We start from the raw sequence: 15,743 nt of genomic DNA, 5'->3' as shown, positions 1-15,743 counted from the left end.
CATAATTAATCTTGCCAATTTTGTTTTGCTCTAGCGAAAATTTCCTCAATACTTTGATCTTGATATATCGTTTTTGAGATTTCTACATAATCAGTAGGGGTTTTATGTAGCAATGTCAAAAAACGCATAGCTGCTGCTGAACCAAGAGATTCATATAGTGCTTTGATGCCTTTGATTTTAATTTCTGTATCATCCATGATATTATTTATTTCCATAGTTTTCGTTATTCCTAATATAGTCAATTGGGTTCATGATGGCTATTTCTAGCTCTAATTTCTGAGCTTGTTTTCACCAGACTATCATCACAAGTTAAGAAAAAATTGGCTTGAATAGAAACCGCACAAGCTAAGTGTAGAGCATCTTTGCTGGATAGATTAACTAACTGTTGGAACAAAAGAGCTTGTTCTGCTATTTCAGTTTTTGGAGGTACTTTTATTTTACACAAACTTACCATACCCAAAACTGAATATTTACGATCCAAAAAAGGGCATAAATTAGTTTCATCTTCGTGTATAAAAGACCACGCAAGAGTTACTTTTTCTGTTTGAGCTTGAATAAATATTTCTTGGCAAGCTGCACTCTCCATTTGGATTCTAATTTGTCTTGGATCATCAAAGCCACGTTGAAAGCAGTTATAGTCTAGATAAATGAGAGTCATGTTTCATATTTGTAATTTCATTACTACTTTTTTATATTAAAAATAGCACTTTCTAGTATTATCACATTATCTGTAATAGTCTAACGGTCTTTTATCAATGCGTTTTTGACTTCGTTATGGTAGATATCTTTGGCTGGCATATTGGCATTATTTAATTATACTCTAATTGTAGTTTCAGGTAAGGGAAATTAGCAATTCTTGATTCTCGTTAGCAGATGGGGTAATTTGTTGTGGTGTTTGTTTGGTTATTTTTGATTAGGGTTGGTTAATGTATGGGTAGAGAATAGAAGGTAAAATTAAGCTATTATTGATTTAATAATTCCTGGATTTGTTTAGCTTTTTGAATATTACCTTGTTGTTGATAGAGTTTTGCAGCAGTTTCTAAATCTTTAATTACTTGTTGTATATTTCCTTTCTTAGCATAAAGAACAGCACGATTATTGTAAGCATCTGCATACTGATAATCAAGTTCAATAACTCGTGTATAATTTTCTATAGCCAAATCTTTATTTCCAAGTGCAGAATTACCTATTCCTCCTAACATTAATATAGATATAAATTTAGACTTAACAGTATTAGCATACTGGGGATTAATAGCAACGACTCTTTTGTAATCAGCAATACCTAAATCTAGTTTTCCTTGATTAAGATATTCAAGTCCACGTTCAGAAATGGCCATTATAAATAAAGGATTAAGCTTAATAGATTGAGTATAATCAGCAATTGCTAAGTCTTGCTTTCCTTGCTCACCATATATAACTCCCCGATTATAGTAAAATCTTTCATCTTTAGGATTAAGATTAATAGCTTGATTATAATCAGAAAATGCTAAATCTTTTTTACCTGTTTTTCTATAAATACCTGCACGATTATTGTAAGCTTCTGCATATTTATTATTCAACTTAATAGCTTGAGTATAATCAGCAATTGCTAAGTCGTTTTCACCTTGTTCATCATATACAACTCCACGATTATAGTAAGCCTGTGTAAATTTAGGATTAATCTTGATAGCTTGGGTATAATCAGCAATTGCTAAGTCGTTTTCACCTTGTTCATCATATACAACTCCACGATTATAGTAAGCCTGTGTAAATTTAGGATTAATGTTGATAGCTTGGGTATAATCAGCAATTTCTAAATCTGTACGTCTTTGTTGTCCATAAATCTTTCCACGATTTAGATAAATTTCTGATATTTGAGAGTCAATTTCAAGTGCTTTATTATAATAGCTAATAGCTTCATTATATTGTTTAGATTTCTCTAATAAATATCCACTTACTAAATATAATAAAGGTTCTGGTTTGTGTGATTCTTCTGCGGCTTTAATTCCTAAATTTATAGCTTCTAAAGCATTTTCATGTTTTTGAAACTGTCCTAAGATTATACTCTTTAATAAATAAGAACGATGAATTTCTTTAGTTTGTTTATTAATAGCCATATCAATAGTAGATAAAGCTAATTCATATTTGCCCTGAGATACCAAAATGAAAGAAATATTATAGTATACTTGCCATAGATTTTGATCTAGCTTAATAGCTTCTTCCATCGCCTCAATTGCTTTACTATATTCTTGAATTCTCCATAGTTTAATACCATATTCTAACCAACGAATACCTTTGTCAGTTTCATTAGGCGCAGAAGGTAGAGAAATCTTTATAGAACTTACATTCTCTGTAGAAGGTTCATTTTTAGCAATATTTAGTTTAGCTTCAGGCAAATTCCATAAAGTCTCTTTCTGTAAAAATAAAAAAGTCTGAACAGATAAACCTAAACTATATCCTACAATATCTGTTTCTGCATAATTATGAATACCGATTAAACGACCTTCTGTATCCCAAATACCTCCTCCACTCATCCCTGAATAGCCTTCATTTGTATATACTAAATCATATCCTCTTTTGTAAAGTTTTCTTGTACTTAAAGTTCCTGAATCTAATGTACTATACATAACTCCAGCGCTAAACAAAGAAGGATGATTTAATTCTTCCCCCTTCCAACCATAAAGAAAAACATATTGTTCCTTTAACTTATAATCCCCCAAAGTAGCAACTTGATAAACCTGAGAACTACGAAACTGTAAAACAGCCATATCAAGTCCCTTTCTGGTGCGAATAGTCTGATTATCCACCTTATATACTTGTTTATCAGGTGCAACAACTTGATACTCCTGTTTATCTTCCACCACATGACCGGCAGTTAACACATAATAAATATCATTATCCTTAGCAATAATTACCCCGCTACCAATACCACCATCAGCTTTTTCAATCTGCACCGAAGACTGTTTAGCAATATCTAAAACCTTAGCCGGAATACCCCCAATTTTCCTAATTACTCTCTCAGGAAATAAAGCTAAATCAGGTGCGGCTTCATCTACTAAATTAACCGCAATACCCCAACTATAATTACCCCATTCCTTTAATGTTTTCTCATCAGGTTGTTCACCTTGTAAATAGCGAAAATCAGTTTGTAAAACCGGGTGAGCAAGTTTACTATTTATCCCCACTAAATAACCCTTTTCATTAATAATTGCTCCTTCACTCATCCCCTGTTGAATATCATTATCATAAGCTATTTGCTGTCCTTTAATTAACGGCTGATTTAAAAATAATTTTGCTGTACCTTGGGTAGTTTGCAAATTACCTTTAACATATCCTCCAGCAAATACCTTTTCTCCTGGTTTAATATTCTCTTCCCCTAAACCAGCAACTAAATAAGTTTTCTCACTGCTAAATGTCAACTTAGCTAAATCATATAAATCATCTTTTTTATTATCTTGTCTATCTACCTTAGAAAATTCAACGGGATAAACTTGATTATCAGGAGTGACAACTTTCACAGATTTCGCATTTTCTATCACATGATAATTAGTGAGAACAGTATAAAAACCGTTTTGTTTTTTAATAATAGTTCCTGAAGCCGTTTCTTTATCATCAACTAGGACTTTTACAGTAATTTCTTTTAAGACATTCTTTAATTCTGATTCTGATAATGTCCCTGGTTTGCGTGCGAATAGGGAAGAACTACAACCTGTGATAATAATAGGAGAAGCAGGAAATAAGAGAATGAAGAATAATAATAAATGGGATAATTTGTGTAATTTCATAGATGATAAACCTGGTATATTTATTGATGTAGGTTGGGTTGAGGTACGAAACCCAACATTTTTAAGTTGTTGTTGCTTAATTAGTTGTTGGGTTGCGCTGTCGCTTAACCCAACCTACAGTTTTTATTGATCAGATTGATTTTGTTGCAACCAATTCTCTAAATCTGTCAACACAGAAAAATCTAACAAATCTTCAGCCAATGTTTCTATTTGTTCTCTAGATAACTGCTCAATTTTTGGTACTAACACTTGAGGAACTGTACCAAAGCGACGGTTTAATAGTCGCATAATCAGCTTTCTTTCTCCTGTTTCTAATCCTAATTCCTTCCATTCTCTAATGGCTCTAGGTTCTTCTGTAATTGGTCCTAATAACATGGCTTCTACTTCCTCTCTAGTTAATTTGTTGAATTTGTAAGTCATTATTTTCGTAACTAAATCTATTATCGCTTGTTTTTCTAGGTTGTCTACCTCCGTATTTTGGGCTTTTTTTAGTAAAATTTTAGCGGCTTCTCTGGCTTTATTTTCAGGAGTATTGGTTAGTAACATTAACCCTATTCCTAAAGATTGGTTTTCTAAATCTCCTAATTCATCAAGATATATTCTCTTGACTTTGTAACTATCTACCAATACATCATGAATGAGGTAATTAGATGGTTCTAAACTTCGTGATGGAAAAATTATGACTCCAAACCAGTTGTCATACCTAACTTTATGACGATAGAGAAATGTCATGATTTCAGTGAAGAACCGATGATATAAATCTTTATCTTCTTGAAATTGCACTTCAGCGAAAAATGCTATTTTTGGATTAGCATGATCTGGAGGTAAAAATACTCCATCAATTCTAAATGCTGTCTCTTTGACTTCGATAGAATCAAATTGATAGTCTGCTGCTTCTGGAGGTTTTTGATCTACCAGTTCAAAGATTAAACCGGGAAATTGTTTAAATAGCTGATAAAAAAGGGTGTCTCGACGCATGGTAAATTTTATTTGTCCTTAAATACTTTGAAAATATCAACTGTACAAGTTAAATTACTACCATTTTTTACCGCACAAGAAGAATTTCTATATGCTTGGGAAGCATCACCATTTAACACCGCAGTAAAAGCTTTTAATTCCACATCAGGAGCATCTGAATCTAACAATGTTAAAATCAAAGTATGACAATCTTTCCCTGTAGTGGTACATAAAGACTTAAATCTTTGATTAGGATTATTTTCTGCTTCTGAATAACCCCAAGTTAAATCCTTCAAAGTTCCATTATCATAAGCAGTTTGTAATTTTGGTGTTACTTCTTCACATCTTCGTTGCGGAGGGAAACCAGCTTTTACAAAATTCGTGCGTTTCCACTCTATCAAATCTCGCGTTTTGTCTTGGTATTTAACTTTGGTGGTGTTTTCCCCATCACTGTTTGTTTCACAGGAAAAAACAACCTCTTTAGGTTTTTGACACCCTGTTAAGATCAGGTTTAGACTAAACATAATAATGAATAACAACCACTGATAACTTCTCATAATTGCACTTGTGGGTATATTAGATTATTCGTTGTAGTATATTATGCCTCACATAGAGGGTTGATGTATGTAAAATTTACGCAAATATTTGTTTAATTGCGTCTTTCTCATTTTCTCGTTTCTCGTTTCTCGTTTCTCGTTCCCATACTCTGTATGGGAATGAATTAAGGAAGTCTCTGACTTCCGTTGTAGTAGAGTCAGAGACTCTATCACAGCATTCCCAGTCTGGAGACTGGGAACGAGAGATGGTTACTTAATATCAGTTATCCAAGCTTTAATAACATAATCTCCTAAAGCCTCATTTTCTGATTTAATTTTCAACTCGTATTCACCTTTTTCTACCATCATAGAAGCTGTGAAATTATTGTCTTTATTTTCCACATCTTTCACGGTTATAAAATTCTGATCATCTAATTTACGAATAGTGAAAATAGGATTGAAATCATTACTAACTATTTCCACAGTTAAATATTGTTTCTTCTCACTTGTAAATTTATAACCATCAAAAAATTTATCACTAGCTAATTCTTTCTGATCTGCTGTTGTTAATTGTCCTTGTTTTTCTTTACCATCTGCTATTAATTGATTATCTGGTTTTTTTAGTATGAAAATTATCCCAATAACCACAACAACAGCTAAAATAAATCCCGTAATTAATTTAATAGGAATTTTGATTTTTGGTGGTGGAACTGGTTTTTTATTTAATTTTCTCAATGCTGCTAATGATTCAGTTGCATTTTGAAACCTTTGTTTATAACTTTCACAAATCATTTGATTTAATACAGCAGCAAATTCAGGGCTAACATTTGCTTTTGTTTGCCAATTTTCAGCTAATAAAGGTGTATAATTAGGGTCTTCTCCAGTAACTGCAAAAACCCCAATCATTCCCATAGAATAAATATCACTCGCAAATGATACTGTTCCTAATGTAATTTCCGGTGCAATATATCCTTTTGTACCGCCAAAAATTGAACCTATTTTTGTTCCGGGAATAGTTACCTCTTTCGCTAAACCAAAATCAATGACAACTAATTTATGATCGGTAATTTTGCGAATAATATTTTCTGGTTTAATATCTCGATGAATTACAGAATAACCAGGATTAGTTTGAATATATTCAAAAACCTCTAAAATCTCAATTAATAAAGATATGGTTTTTTGTTCTGATAATTTTTGTCCTGGTTTAATTTCCTCACTTAAAGAATGTCCTTGAATATATTCCTGCACATAAAAATATTCATCCTGTTCATCAAAGTATTCGTAAATTGTCGGAATTTGTTTATAGTCTTCTCCCAGTTTAGCTAATACTTGAGTTTCTATTCTGAAAAGCCTTAGATATTCTTGCCAGTATTGATTTAATATCTCTTGCTGTTTTTGAATTGGTAAATTTTCAATATCTAATTTAGCTGCTGTAGGTTTTTTGAGTTGTTTTAAAATCCGAATTGGTTGATTTGGATGGTGAGAATCTTTAATTTTATAAGTAATTCCAAAACCCGTGTTACTAGATAAAATCTCGATAACTTTATAACGGTCTTTAAGCAAAGTGCCTATTTTCAAAATATTATTCATAATCTATTATTTAATAATATAGGGACAATTGATGAATTGTCCCTACAATAGTTTCAAGTTACGCACATTTAATTATATTCCCTATTTCCTATGAATTAAGTTGTCTGCAAATTGCAAAAACTGAAGTGTAACCGTGAAGAAAAGTTCTCTCACTCACAGGTCCGATTTCACCACTACCAAAAAAACCGCCTATGGGGATGTCATGGAAGTAACGCCCAAATAGCTGAGAATCAAAATTAGGCTGACCGTAAAGACCTGCACCTCTTCCAACACAACTAAACATCAAAGCTGCCAAAGGAGAAGATTCACTGCTGTTGTGGTCAAGATATTCTTGTAAAAGCAATTCTAGGTCTTCAGCAGAAGCTTGAGCATCCCGCAGGTGAAATTGTAACCTTTGACCAGGACGAATGCGATCGCCAATAGCGATCGCACCAGCGGATGGATCTACACCCAGTAGATTGCGAATTAAAAAATCACCCTGCTGTAAAGAAGGTTTAAACTCATTCATTGCTAAACCAACAAACAGAGAATTCTGTGCCAGCAAACGTTCTTGTTCACTCAGACTACCAATCAAATCTCGCAAAATTACTAAAGGAACTTGCTCATCTAACTCCAAAATAATATTGCGTTCAGCTTTAGTCACGCGCAATGGCTGGCCAATCGGTCGGCATCCTTGGGCTACAATTGTTTCCAGCACAATATCACCACTCAAAGCTAAACCCACCGTCCCCTCACGATAAAGACGATTGTGACAAAATAGAGCAATGCGATCGCTCACAAACCCACCACTAGCTTGTCCCCCCACAACTACCGAACCCGGATAAGCAAAATCCAAACCCTGCAATAAATCATTAGTTGCTGACGAGAACGCACTAGACAATAAAATAAACTGAGGTACTGGTGATGGTGGCACACCGACTAAATCAATCCAAGCATCGGGAGAACTATCCAAATCAGGTAATTCTTCAGCCACAACATGAAAAGCCTGGATATTCACCCCTGGAAGATGGGCTAAAGTCAAACTGATAGCTGGTTCTGCTTCGATTTCTTGAGTTTTTCCTGGTTCTGTCCTACCAACTACACCAGCAGCACTACAACCAATCAGCACAGGTACTGAAAGTTTTTCGGCCAGCAATGGCAATAGTCGGGAATATTCACTTGTAAAAGCAGACGAAATGAATACCAGCCCCAGATCCGCAGGTGCTGTTAAAGATGAGACAGCTTGTTGTACCACATCTGCAACAGCTGCTTCTAAAGAAGGACGGGTTGATAGGGCATTTGCCCACTGCATTTTGTCTGCCATGAGTTCTGGGCTTCTTTCTCTATTGAGGCTAGTAGTTGATGGTTTTATCCAGGGAAGTATTGCATCCGACAAGAGTTCATGCACCAGCCCTTCATCTACCCCCGCATCTAGGACGGTGACTTCTTGCCAGATGCATTTAAATATATTGTATGATTGTTTTTCTGTAGTACTGTCCCCACAAAATCTTAAAACATAGAGGAGAACACAGTACAGATGAGGCAATTTGTTGTATTAGTTATAGATTACCAAGCTCAAATACTAACTGATCAGGTCAGTGGTTAGAATAGTAAGCGATAGAGCAAACACTGGAAATTTTGAATTTTTTTCTACACTAGTATAAACAACACATAACGAGACTAAAGCAATGACAAATATCCAAGAAACAGCAAATCCCGATATTCAAGAAAAGATCCAGGAAGAAGTTGAACAGGCGCGTGTTGTCTGTGATATCACAGGTAGCGGTTCGCCTGAGTGTGCTGCGGCTTGGGATGCAGTTGAAGAACTGCAAGCTGAAGCCTCCCACCAACGTCAACAGAAGCCAAAGAACTCTTTAGAAAAGTACTGTGATGCCAATCCAGAAGCAGATGAGTGCCGACTCTACGAAGACTAAAAATTGAGTTAATCCTTTTTCTTTTAGTCTAGTACAACGCGGCGGAAATAAAACTACTATTAAAAATCCCTAAAAAGCTTGTGTAATCTGCTTTTTTAGTTTTTAATTGTTAATTCCGCCGTGTCAGTTTCAATAAACTATCAAGTAAAAGATAAATAAATTTTAGATTGATCACCTGAAAAAATTTATGCCACAAATTTGGTTTCGACCTTACGTCTGGATGGAATATAGATTAGCCTTATTATTTACAGTAATTATTCCCCTGATTCTGCTGATTTGGGCATTTGTACAAAAATCAGAAGCAATACAACGCTTATTAATGATTTACTGGCGAGTAGCAAGTTTATTGCTAATAACACTTTACTTAATGATTGGGGGATTGGCCGTAAGTTTTATTTCTGCTTTAATAGCTCGTATTCTCATCCCCATTTCTCTATGGTTCTGGGTTGATATCAACGATGAAATTGAATATCAATCCAGTGGTTTATTGAAATTGATTTTCACCTCTTGGCGCTGGGCAACAACTGTTTATTGTATTCTGAGTACAGTAGCTCTTGTACCTTTTTTGGGTTGTGCTTTTTCTGAAATTTCCCTGAAAAGCCCCCACTGTAGCGTTTGGTTAGAAGCACCATTACTGTTTAAAGACTACTTTCATCACAATAGTAAACCTGCTTTTCTGAGCTTTCTCGCCATAATTGGTTTAGTAGTTTATGTAGTTTATTTAAGCTATTTTGTATTGATTAAACTAGGCAAGCAAGGGCGTTCAGCCACACAATAACCAGAATATAAAGATAAAAAATGAAGTATGAAAATTAATTATCAGATGTAAATACTTCAGATGAGTAAATAAGTTACATGGTTTTTGATTGATGAATAATTCCATTGGTAAACGGCTAGAACAATATACTGTCAAACGCCCTCAAGAAGTCTTAATAGTCACGATCAAAATGACTGATGAGCAAGATAAAATTGCAATTTTTAAAGGCTTTTCTAGCTCTTTAATGCGTTCTACTGCCTTTGACCCAGATGTACCTGTTTTACCAGATGAAGCCACAATTATCAGTATTGATCGCATCGGTAGCCCTTATAATCCTGAATCACCCCGTTATATCGAAAGAGGAATCTCTTGGGAAGCTATGCAACTCCTATTAGCGGAAGTAGGAGTCTAAGTAGGTGGGCGTTAAAAATTGTCGTTGGGGTAAGGCAGGGAGCAGGGGGCAGGGTGCAGGGTGCAGGGGGCAGGGTGCAGGGGGCAGGGGGAAAGAGGGTTTCAGCCCTATTTACTTTTCTTCACATACCTTTAAATTTTTCTGTTTACCTGACTTGAAAATAAGACCCCACCCCTAACCCCTCCCCGCAAGCGATGAGGGGAATAAGAAGTTTTTCATCCCTCCTAGTGTACGCAGTTCATGATGGCTACTTAAGTTAGAAATTCAGCTTAATTGTGAATTGTGAATTGTGAATTGTGAATTGTGAATTGTGAATTGTGAATTTTGCTCATGTCCCTTTCTGGATACACCCTCCCCGTTTTTGCTTGTGCTGCTGCTGTTGCCGCTTTACACTGGTTACGTCATGGTCAACCCCTGTCTGTAACTTCAGTGGATTTGATTGAACCAGACGTAATCGCCGAAATACCAATTGAACAGGTAGCCGGACTTTCTGAAAATAGCGCTTTGGCAATTACTCGCAGTGCTCCGGGTGATAACCTTGATTTGACTAAAAATACGCCAATTTGGGCTTTGGTGCAATGGGATCACAGAGATGGGGAATCAGTTGTGATTAAGGGTGGTGAGGGAATTGGTAAGCAATTCAATGGTGAAGGGAAAGCCGCAATTTATGGTTATGCTCAAAGGTTGTTAACAGAGAATTTGCAGCGGTTGCTCACCCTAGGGGAAAAAATCACCGTCACGATTATTTTACCAGAAGGGCGATCGCTGGCTTTGAGAACTTCTAATGCTGCTTTTGGTGTAGTTGAAGGACTTTCCTTATTAGGAACAACGGGCATTTCTCAACCTTTGAGTACACCAGATCAACTCACAGCTTTTCGTGCGGAGTTACAAGATAAAGCCAGTCGCTTTGAGAATTTAGTCTTCTGTATTGGCGAAAACGGCTTAGATTTAGCGCGAAAACTAGGGATAAATTCGGAACAATTGGTAAAAACGGCTAACTGGATTGGACCGATGTTAGTAGAAGCTGATTTGCTAGGAGTCAAAGAAATTTTATTATTTGGCTATCACGGTAAACTGATGAAACTCGCAGGGGGAATTTTTCACACCCATCATCATTTAGCTGATGGCCGACGGGAAATTTTAGCAGCACACTGTGCCATTTTGGGTTTACAGTCTCCAGATATAGAGACAGTGTTTCATAGCCCTACTGCGGAAGCAGCATTAAAACATCTGCGATCGCTTGACCAAAATACTGGTAGTAATTGGGTTAATCAAGTTTATAGCGCCATTGCGGAAACCATTGATACTCGTTGCCAAGAATATATTCACAGTCACAGCGATAGGGGGATAAATACCACAGTCTGTGGTTCAGTTCTTTTTGACCGCGATCGCCAAATTATCGTCAAGAGTAAAACTGGTTGTATGTTAGTAGGAAAATTATGCTAACTTATTATGAATTAACATAAACAAACCAAATAAATAATTTTTTGAGTACCTACTCTCGAGTGATTTCTTGCTTTTAATCACCAGTCAAATTAATCGGTTAAACAGACGCGGCAGCAGTCGCGTCTATATATTAGGTTTTTTCGACTATTACTAGCCTAAAAAAGCTGGAAATAGTGATGATCATCTTCAATTAGACAGATTTATCCTTAAAAGACACACTCTCGCCATCATGAATACAGCGGTGACTCTACCAACCGAACCAGCATCTCAAACACAGTCAAATTTGAGAAAGCTTGATCGCCAAATTGTTGTAATTTTAGACTTTGGTTCTCAATATTCTGAACTAATAGCTCGTCGTATCCGCGAGACTCAAGTATATTCTGAAGTCCTTTCCTATCGCACTACAGCTGAACATTTACGCCAACTCAATCCGAAAGGGATTATCTTCTCTGGAGGTCCGAATTCAGTATATAGTGATCATGCTCCCCATTGTGACCCAGAAATCTGGAATTTGGGAATCCCCATTTTAGGCGTATGCTATGGGATGCAATTGATGGTCAGTCAACTAGGTGGGGAAGTAACCAAAGCTGAACGAGGTGAATACGGGAAAGCATCATTATATATAGATGACCCTACAGACTTGTTGACTAATGTTGAAGATGGCACCACAATGTGGATGAGTCATGGCGACTCAGTCACAAAAATGCCACCGGGATTTGAATTACTAGCACATACAGAAAATACTCCTTGTGCAGCTATTGCTGACCACGACAAGAAACTTTACGGTGTACAGTTCCATCCTGAAGTCGTACATTCCCTTGGTGGCATAGCATTAATTCGTAACTTTGTTTATCACATTTGCGACTGCGAACCCACCTGGACAACAGCAGCTTTTGTAGAAGAGTCAATTCGGGAAATTCGCGCTAGAGTCGGTGAAAAGCGGGTGCTGTTGGCGCTTTCAGGGGGAGTAGATTCTTCAACTCTGGCATTTTTGCTGTATAAAGCCATTGGTGAACAGCTAACTTGTGTGTTTATTGATCAAGGCTTTATGCGGAAGTTAGAGCCAGAACGATTGCTGAAGTTGTTCCAAGAACAGTTTCACATTCCCGTAAAATATGTGAATGCACGGGATCGCTTTATTGCTTCTATTGCTGGTGTCACAGACCCTGAAGAAAAACGCCGTCGCATAGGACATGAATTTATCCGCGTCTTTGAAGAAACATCCAAAGACCTTGGCCATTTTGACTATTTAGCTCAAGGTACATTGTATCCAGATGTAATTGAATCTGCTGATACCAACGTTGATCCGAAAACAGGTGAACGGGTAGCAGTCAAAATCAAGAGTCATCACAATGTTGGTGGTTTACCCAAAGACTTAAGATTTAAACTGGTGGAACCGTTGCGGAAACTTTTTAAAGATGAAGTCCGCAAAGTTGGTCGTTCTATTGGTTTACCAGAAGAAATTGTCCAAAGGCAACCTTTCCCAGGTCCTGGTTTAGCAATTCGCATTTTAGGTGAAGTCACCGCCGATAGGTTAAATATTTTACGCGATGCCGATTTAATTGTCCGCCAAGAAATTAACCAGCGCGGCTTGTATCATGAAGTTTGGCAAGCATTCGCTGTATTACTACCGATTCGGAGTGTAGGTGTCATGGGTGATAAACGTACCTATGCTTACCCGATTGTTTTACGGATTGTCACTAGTGAAGATGGGATGACGGCAGATTGGGCCCGTGTACCTTATGAGGTCTTAGAAGCCATTTCTACCCGCATTGTCAACGAGGTCAAAGGGGTAAACCGCGTGGTTTATGATATCACTTCTAAGCCACCTGGAACTATTGAGTGGGAGTAAACTACCTACACTGAAGCGTACAGTTTGGGCTTTTATTTTAGCTAAATGAGCAGCGATCGCAGTAAAATTACTCTTAGTGTGTGGTGACTGAGGATAGAACAAGAAGCTGATTTAAGATTCTTATTTCAATTCCCAACACTAATGGAGATATTATGCAAGCTAATCTCCCCTTGGCTGGCTTACGCATTCTTGTCGTTGATGATGATGAGGATAGCCGTTTTTACATAACTACGGTTTTAGAAGCTGATGGAGCCAGTGTTCAAGCAGTTCCATCAGCTGCCTCTGCTAGAGAAATACTACCTAATTTCCAACCTGATGCGTTAATCTGCGATATTGCTATGCCTGAAGAAGATGGTTATACCTTCATTCGTAAGGTGCGATCGCTCAAAGTAAATCAAGGAGGACGAGTTCCTGCTATTGCTCTTACTGCTTATACAGATAGTGAAGATCGTATCTGTGCCTTAGAAGCTGGCTTTCAAAATCATGTAGCTAAACCTGTTGATCCAAGTGAATTAGTCGCAATTATCGCTAATTTAGTCAAGTTGAATCAATTTGTACTCAGTAAATCACACGGTTTTCTTTAAAGACTGGTTTACAAGTTGAGATCGTTTACCAAGACTATTTTACTCCCGGTTCAAAGCTAATGTTTTCAGACTTGTATGCTGGCGGTTCAACATGAATTAAAATCCTAACTGGACTAAAGCGTGCTTCTAATTGGCTTTCGACTTCTTCGGTAATACGGTGAGCAGTTTCTACATCTGGTGCATCTACTATTAAATGCATTTCCATAAAAACTTGGCGGCCAAGAACGCCACGGGAGGCGATATCATGACAGTTAACCACTCCAGGAACAGCAACAGCGATCGCATGGATAGCTTCGGGAGCGATCGCCATTTCATCGACTAAAGAAGGTAAATTCTCTTTTAAAACCGACCATCCACTCCAAAATACCAATAAAGCCACAGGAAAGGCTAAGACTACATCTAGCCATTGAAAATTTAACCACCAAATACCAATCAAACCACCAAGTACAGCAATCGTCACCCAAACATCACTCATTGTATGTGTAGCATCAGCAATCAAAATTGGGCTACCTATCCGCTTACCTACACCACGTTCATAAAAGGTGACAAAAATATTCACACCTAAGACAATCAGTAATAGCCATAGTTCAGCTGCTGTTATTGTTACAGGTTCACTACCTTTAAGAATTCTCTCCACTGCTCCTTGGATAATCTCAAAACAGGCTATTCCTAAGAAGGCCGAAATTCCCAAGGCTCCTACCGCTTCAAATTTGTGGTGTCCATAGGGATGTTCTCGATCTGGATATGGGGAAGAAAACTTACTAGCAAACAATCCTAAAACATTGTTGGCACTATCCGTCACACTATGCAATGCATCAGCTAACAAACTCAGAGAACCTGTTGAGTACCCCACAAATGCTTTTAATCCCATTACAAATAAATTAAGTAATAGGGTAATAATTAAAACTTTTCGCACTTCGGCACGGTTATCGTAAGTCATAGATAATTTATAACATCAAGTTCTATGACTTCTACTGTAAAACATAATTCACAAATAAACACAAATAAAATGTATCAAAGTCTTACTCTGTAAGGAATAAGTCTATCGACAGCTTCTAAATTTACTACTAATTTATTGAGATTTTTTTTAACTAAAATTAGCTGCTATCCTGATATATTTGGGTATTATTATCGTCGATAATAGACGATTATTATCATTAGTAAGTCAACGTTAAAAAAACATCAAAAAGCTCTATGTCTTCTACCCCTCTGACACTAAATCTAGGTGAAGGTTCTGTCTCCTTCAGTTTTTCACCCCAAGCAGCACAAGAATTAAAAGCCGCAATAGATGAATTAATGACAAGTCTGAAAGCTGTTGCTGTTAAACCTACCCCAGGTGGTGGTAAACTTACTCCCCAACCTCCTTTGGAATATCGCTACACTGGTGAGGTTTTTTTAGAAGTTTTTTGCAATCCTAATATCTGGCCGACTCCCTTTGCGGCTAAAGTTCTACTCACTGTTCGCAACGTTAACCTTCGCGTGACTACAGAAGCTGAACTCACTCGCGTTATTGAGGATATTAACCAGTATTTAGAACAAGTTGGTTAACTGACTAAGTAGCCATCATGAACTGCGTACACCAGAACACATGAAAAAAAACTTCTTATTCCCCTCCACGAAACAGCGGGGAGGGGTTAGGGGTGGGGTCTTATTTTCAAGTCAGGTAATAATTTGCGATTAAAAAATATACTTGTTCAAAGTCATTAACTCTAAACAAGTATAAATAAAACAATTACTACTTTCAAAAGGCAATGGGTAGGCGTAGCCAATCGTACATATCACTTGCTGCAAAAGTAGTATAAATTTAGGCTGTAGGTTTTCTGCTTTCTTGAGAAATTCAAATTAGAGACTGTACCGTAGATTTAGGTTCTAGTAATTGGTTATGTCATCCATACATCAAAACTTAACACCCAAGCCAAAATCTAAAATTTA

Annotated in this window: 16 protein-coding genes; 7 read left to right on the top strand and 9 right to left on the bottom strand. The window is 36.8% G+C overall.

All coding sequences use genetic code 11. The features are described from left to right. Positions 1–5: 5 nt before the first annotated feature. The 8 genes from ANA7108_RS0123000 to ANA7108_RS0122970 all read right to left on the bottom strand — a co-directional run bounded on the left by ANA7108_RS0123000 (position 6) and on the right by ANA7108_RS0122970 (position 8,150). Entirely contained in the window at positions 6–215 is a 210-nt protein-coding gene (locus ANA7108_RS0123000; RefSeq protein WP_016953185.1) for a hypothetical protein, read from the bottom strand. 23 nt (positions 216–238) lie between these two features. Continuing rightward, entirely contained in the window at positions 239–658 is a 420-nt protein-coding gene (locus tag ANA7108_RS27840) for a hypothetical protein (protein ID WP_202804353.1), read from the bottom strand. An 80-nt stretch (positions 659–738) separates the two neighbouring features. Further along, on the bottom strand, positions 739–798 hold the full coding sequence (locus ANA7108_RS31455; protein WP_369750746.1) for an element excision factor XisH family protein: 60 nt from the start codon (positions 796–798) through the stop codon (positions 739–741). Positions 799–962: 164 nt separating this feature from the next. Then, positions 963–3,764: a serine protease gene (locus tag ANA7108_RS0122990; RefSeq protein WP_016953184.1), complete on the bottom strand. Its 2,802-nt coding sequence runs from the start codon at positions 3,762–3,764 to the stop codon at positions 963–965. Positions 3,765–3,887: 123 nt separating this feature from the next. Next, the gene (locus tag ANA7108_RS0122985; RefSeq protein WP_016953183.1) at positions 3,888–4,742 is read right to left on the bottom strand and encodes a DUF2887 domain-containing protein; all 855 of its coding nucleotides are present in this window, start codon (positions 4,740–4,742) and stop codon (positions 3,888–3,890) included. A gap of 8 nt (positions 4,743–4,750) precedes the next feature. After that, a complete protein-coding gene (locus ANA7108_RS0122980; RefSeq protein WP_026104400.1) occupies positions 4,751–5,278 on the bottom strand; it encodes a COP23 domain-containing protein in 528 nt (175 codons plus the stop codon). Positions 5,279–5,527: 249 nt separating this feature from the next. Continuing rightward, positions 5,528–6,847, bottom strand: a complete 1,320-nt coding sequence (locus ANA7108_RS0122975) for a serine/threonine-protein kinase (RefSeq protein WP_016953181.1) — start codon at positions 6,845–6,847, stop codon at positions 5,528–5,530. Between the two features lie 88 nt (positions 6,848–6,935). Next, positions 6,936–8,150 (bottom strand): FIST N-terminal domain-containing protein, encoded by a 1,215-nt coding sequence (locus ANA7108_RS0122970; RefSeq protein WP_016953180.1) that lies wholly within the window; start codon positions 8,148–8,150, stop codon positions 6,936–6,938. Positions 8,151–8,514: 364 nt separating this feature from the next. Here ANA7108_RS0122970 and ANA7108_RS0122965 point away from each other — a divergent pair, with 364 nt between their 5' ends. The 6 genes from ANA7108_RS0122965 (at position 8,515) to ANA7108_RS0122940 (ending at position 13,811) form a co-directional block, all read left to right on the top strand. Next, positions 8,515–8,760: a Calvin cycle protein CP12 gene (locus tag ANA7108_RS0122965; RefSeq protein WP_016953179.1), complete on the top strand. Its 246-nt coding sequence runs from the start codon at positions 8,515–8,517 to the stop codon at positions 8,758–8,760. A 187-nt stretch (positions 8,761–8,947) separates the two neighbouring features. Beyond that, positions 8,948–9,538, top strand: a complete 591-nt coding sequence (locus tag ANA7108_RS0122960; RefSeq protein ID WP_016953178.1) for a DUF3177 family protein — start codon at positions 8,948–8,950, stop codon at positions 9,536–9,538. Positions 9,539–9,629: 91 nt separating this feature from the next. Further along, entirely contained in the window at positions 9,630–9,929 is a 300-nt protein-coding gene (locus tag ANA7108_RS0122955) for a hypothetical protein (RefSeq protein ID WP_016953177.1), read from the top strand. A gap of 330 nt (positions 9,930–10,259) precedes the next feature. Continuing rightward, a complete protein-coding gene (gene cbiD / locus ANA7108_RS0122950) occupies positions 10,260–11,375 on the top strand; it encodes a cobalt-precorrin-5B (C(1))-methyltransferase CbiD (protein WP_016953176.1) in 1,116 nt (371 codons plus the stop codon). Positions 11,376–11,604: 229 nt separating this feature from the next. Continuing rightward, on the top strand, positions 11,605–13,227 hold the full coding sequence (gene guaA / locus ANA7108_RS0122945; protein ID WP_016953175.1) for a glutamine-hydrolyzing GMP synthase: 1,623 nt from the start codon (positions 11,605–11,607) through the stop codon (positions 13,225–13,227). A 152-nt stretch (positions 13,228–13,379) separates the two neighbouring features. Next, positions 13,380–13,811, top strand: a complete 432-nt coding sequence (locus tag ANA7108_RS0122940) for a response regulator (RefSeq protein ID WP_016953174.1) — start codon at positions 13,380–13,382, stop codon at positions 13,809–13,811. A 34-nt stretch (positions 13,812–13,845) separates the two neighbouring features. On the opposite strand, the gene ANA7108_RS0122935 is transcribed toward ANA7108_RS0122940, so the two are convergent. Beyond that, entirely contained in the window at positions 13,846–14,751 is a 906-nt protein-coding gene (locus ANA7108_RS0122935) for a cation diffusion facilitator family transporter (RefSeq protein ID WP_016953173.1), read from the bottom strand. A gap of 254 nt (positions 14,752–15,005) precedes the next feature. Here ANA7108_RS0122935 and ANA7108_RS0122930 point away from each other — a divergent pair, with 254 nt between their 5' ends. Continuing rightward, on the top strand, positions 15,006–15,359 hold the full coding sequence (locus tag ANA7108_RS0122930; RefSeq protein ID WP_016953172.1) for a hypothetical protein: 354 nt from the start codon (positions 15,006–15,008) through the stop codon (positions 15,357–15,359). The last annotated feature ends 384 nt before the right edge of the window (positions 15,360–15,743 follow it).

It is taken from the genome of Anabaena sp. PCC 7108, from assembly GCF_000332135.1.
In the GTDB taxonomy this organism is placed as follows: Bacteria; Cyanobacteriota; Cyanobacteriia; order Cyanobacteriales; family Nostocaceae; genus Anabaena.
This window is presented reverse-complemented; position numbering and strand designations above follow the sequence as displayed.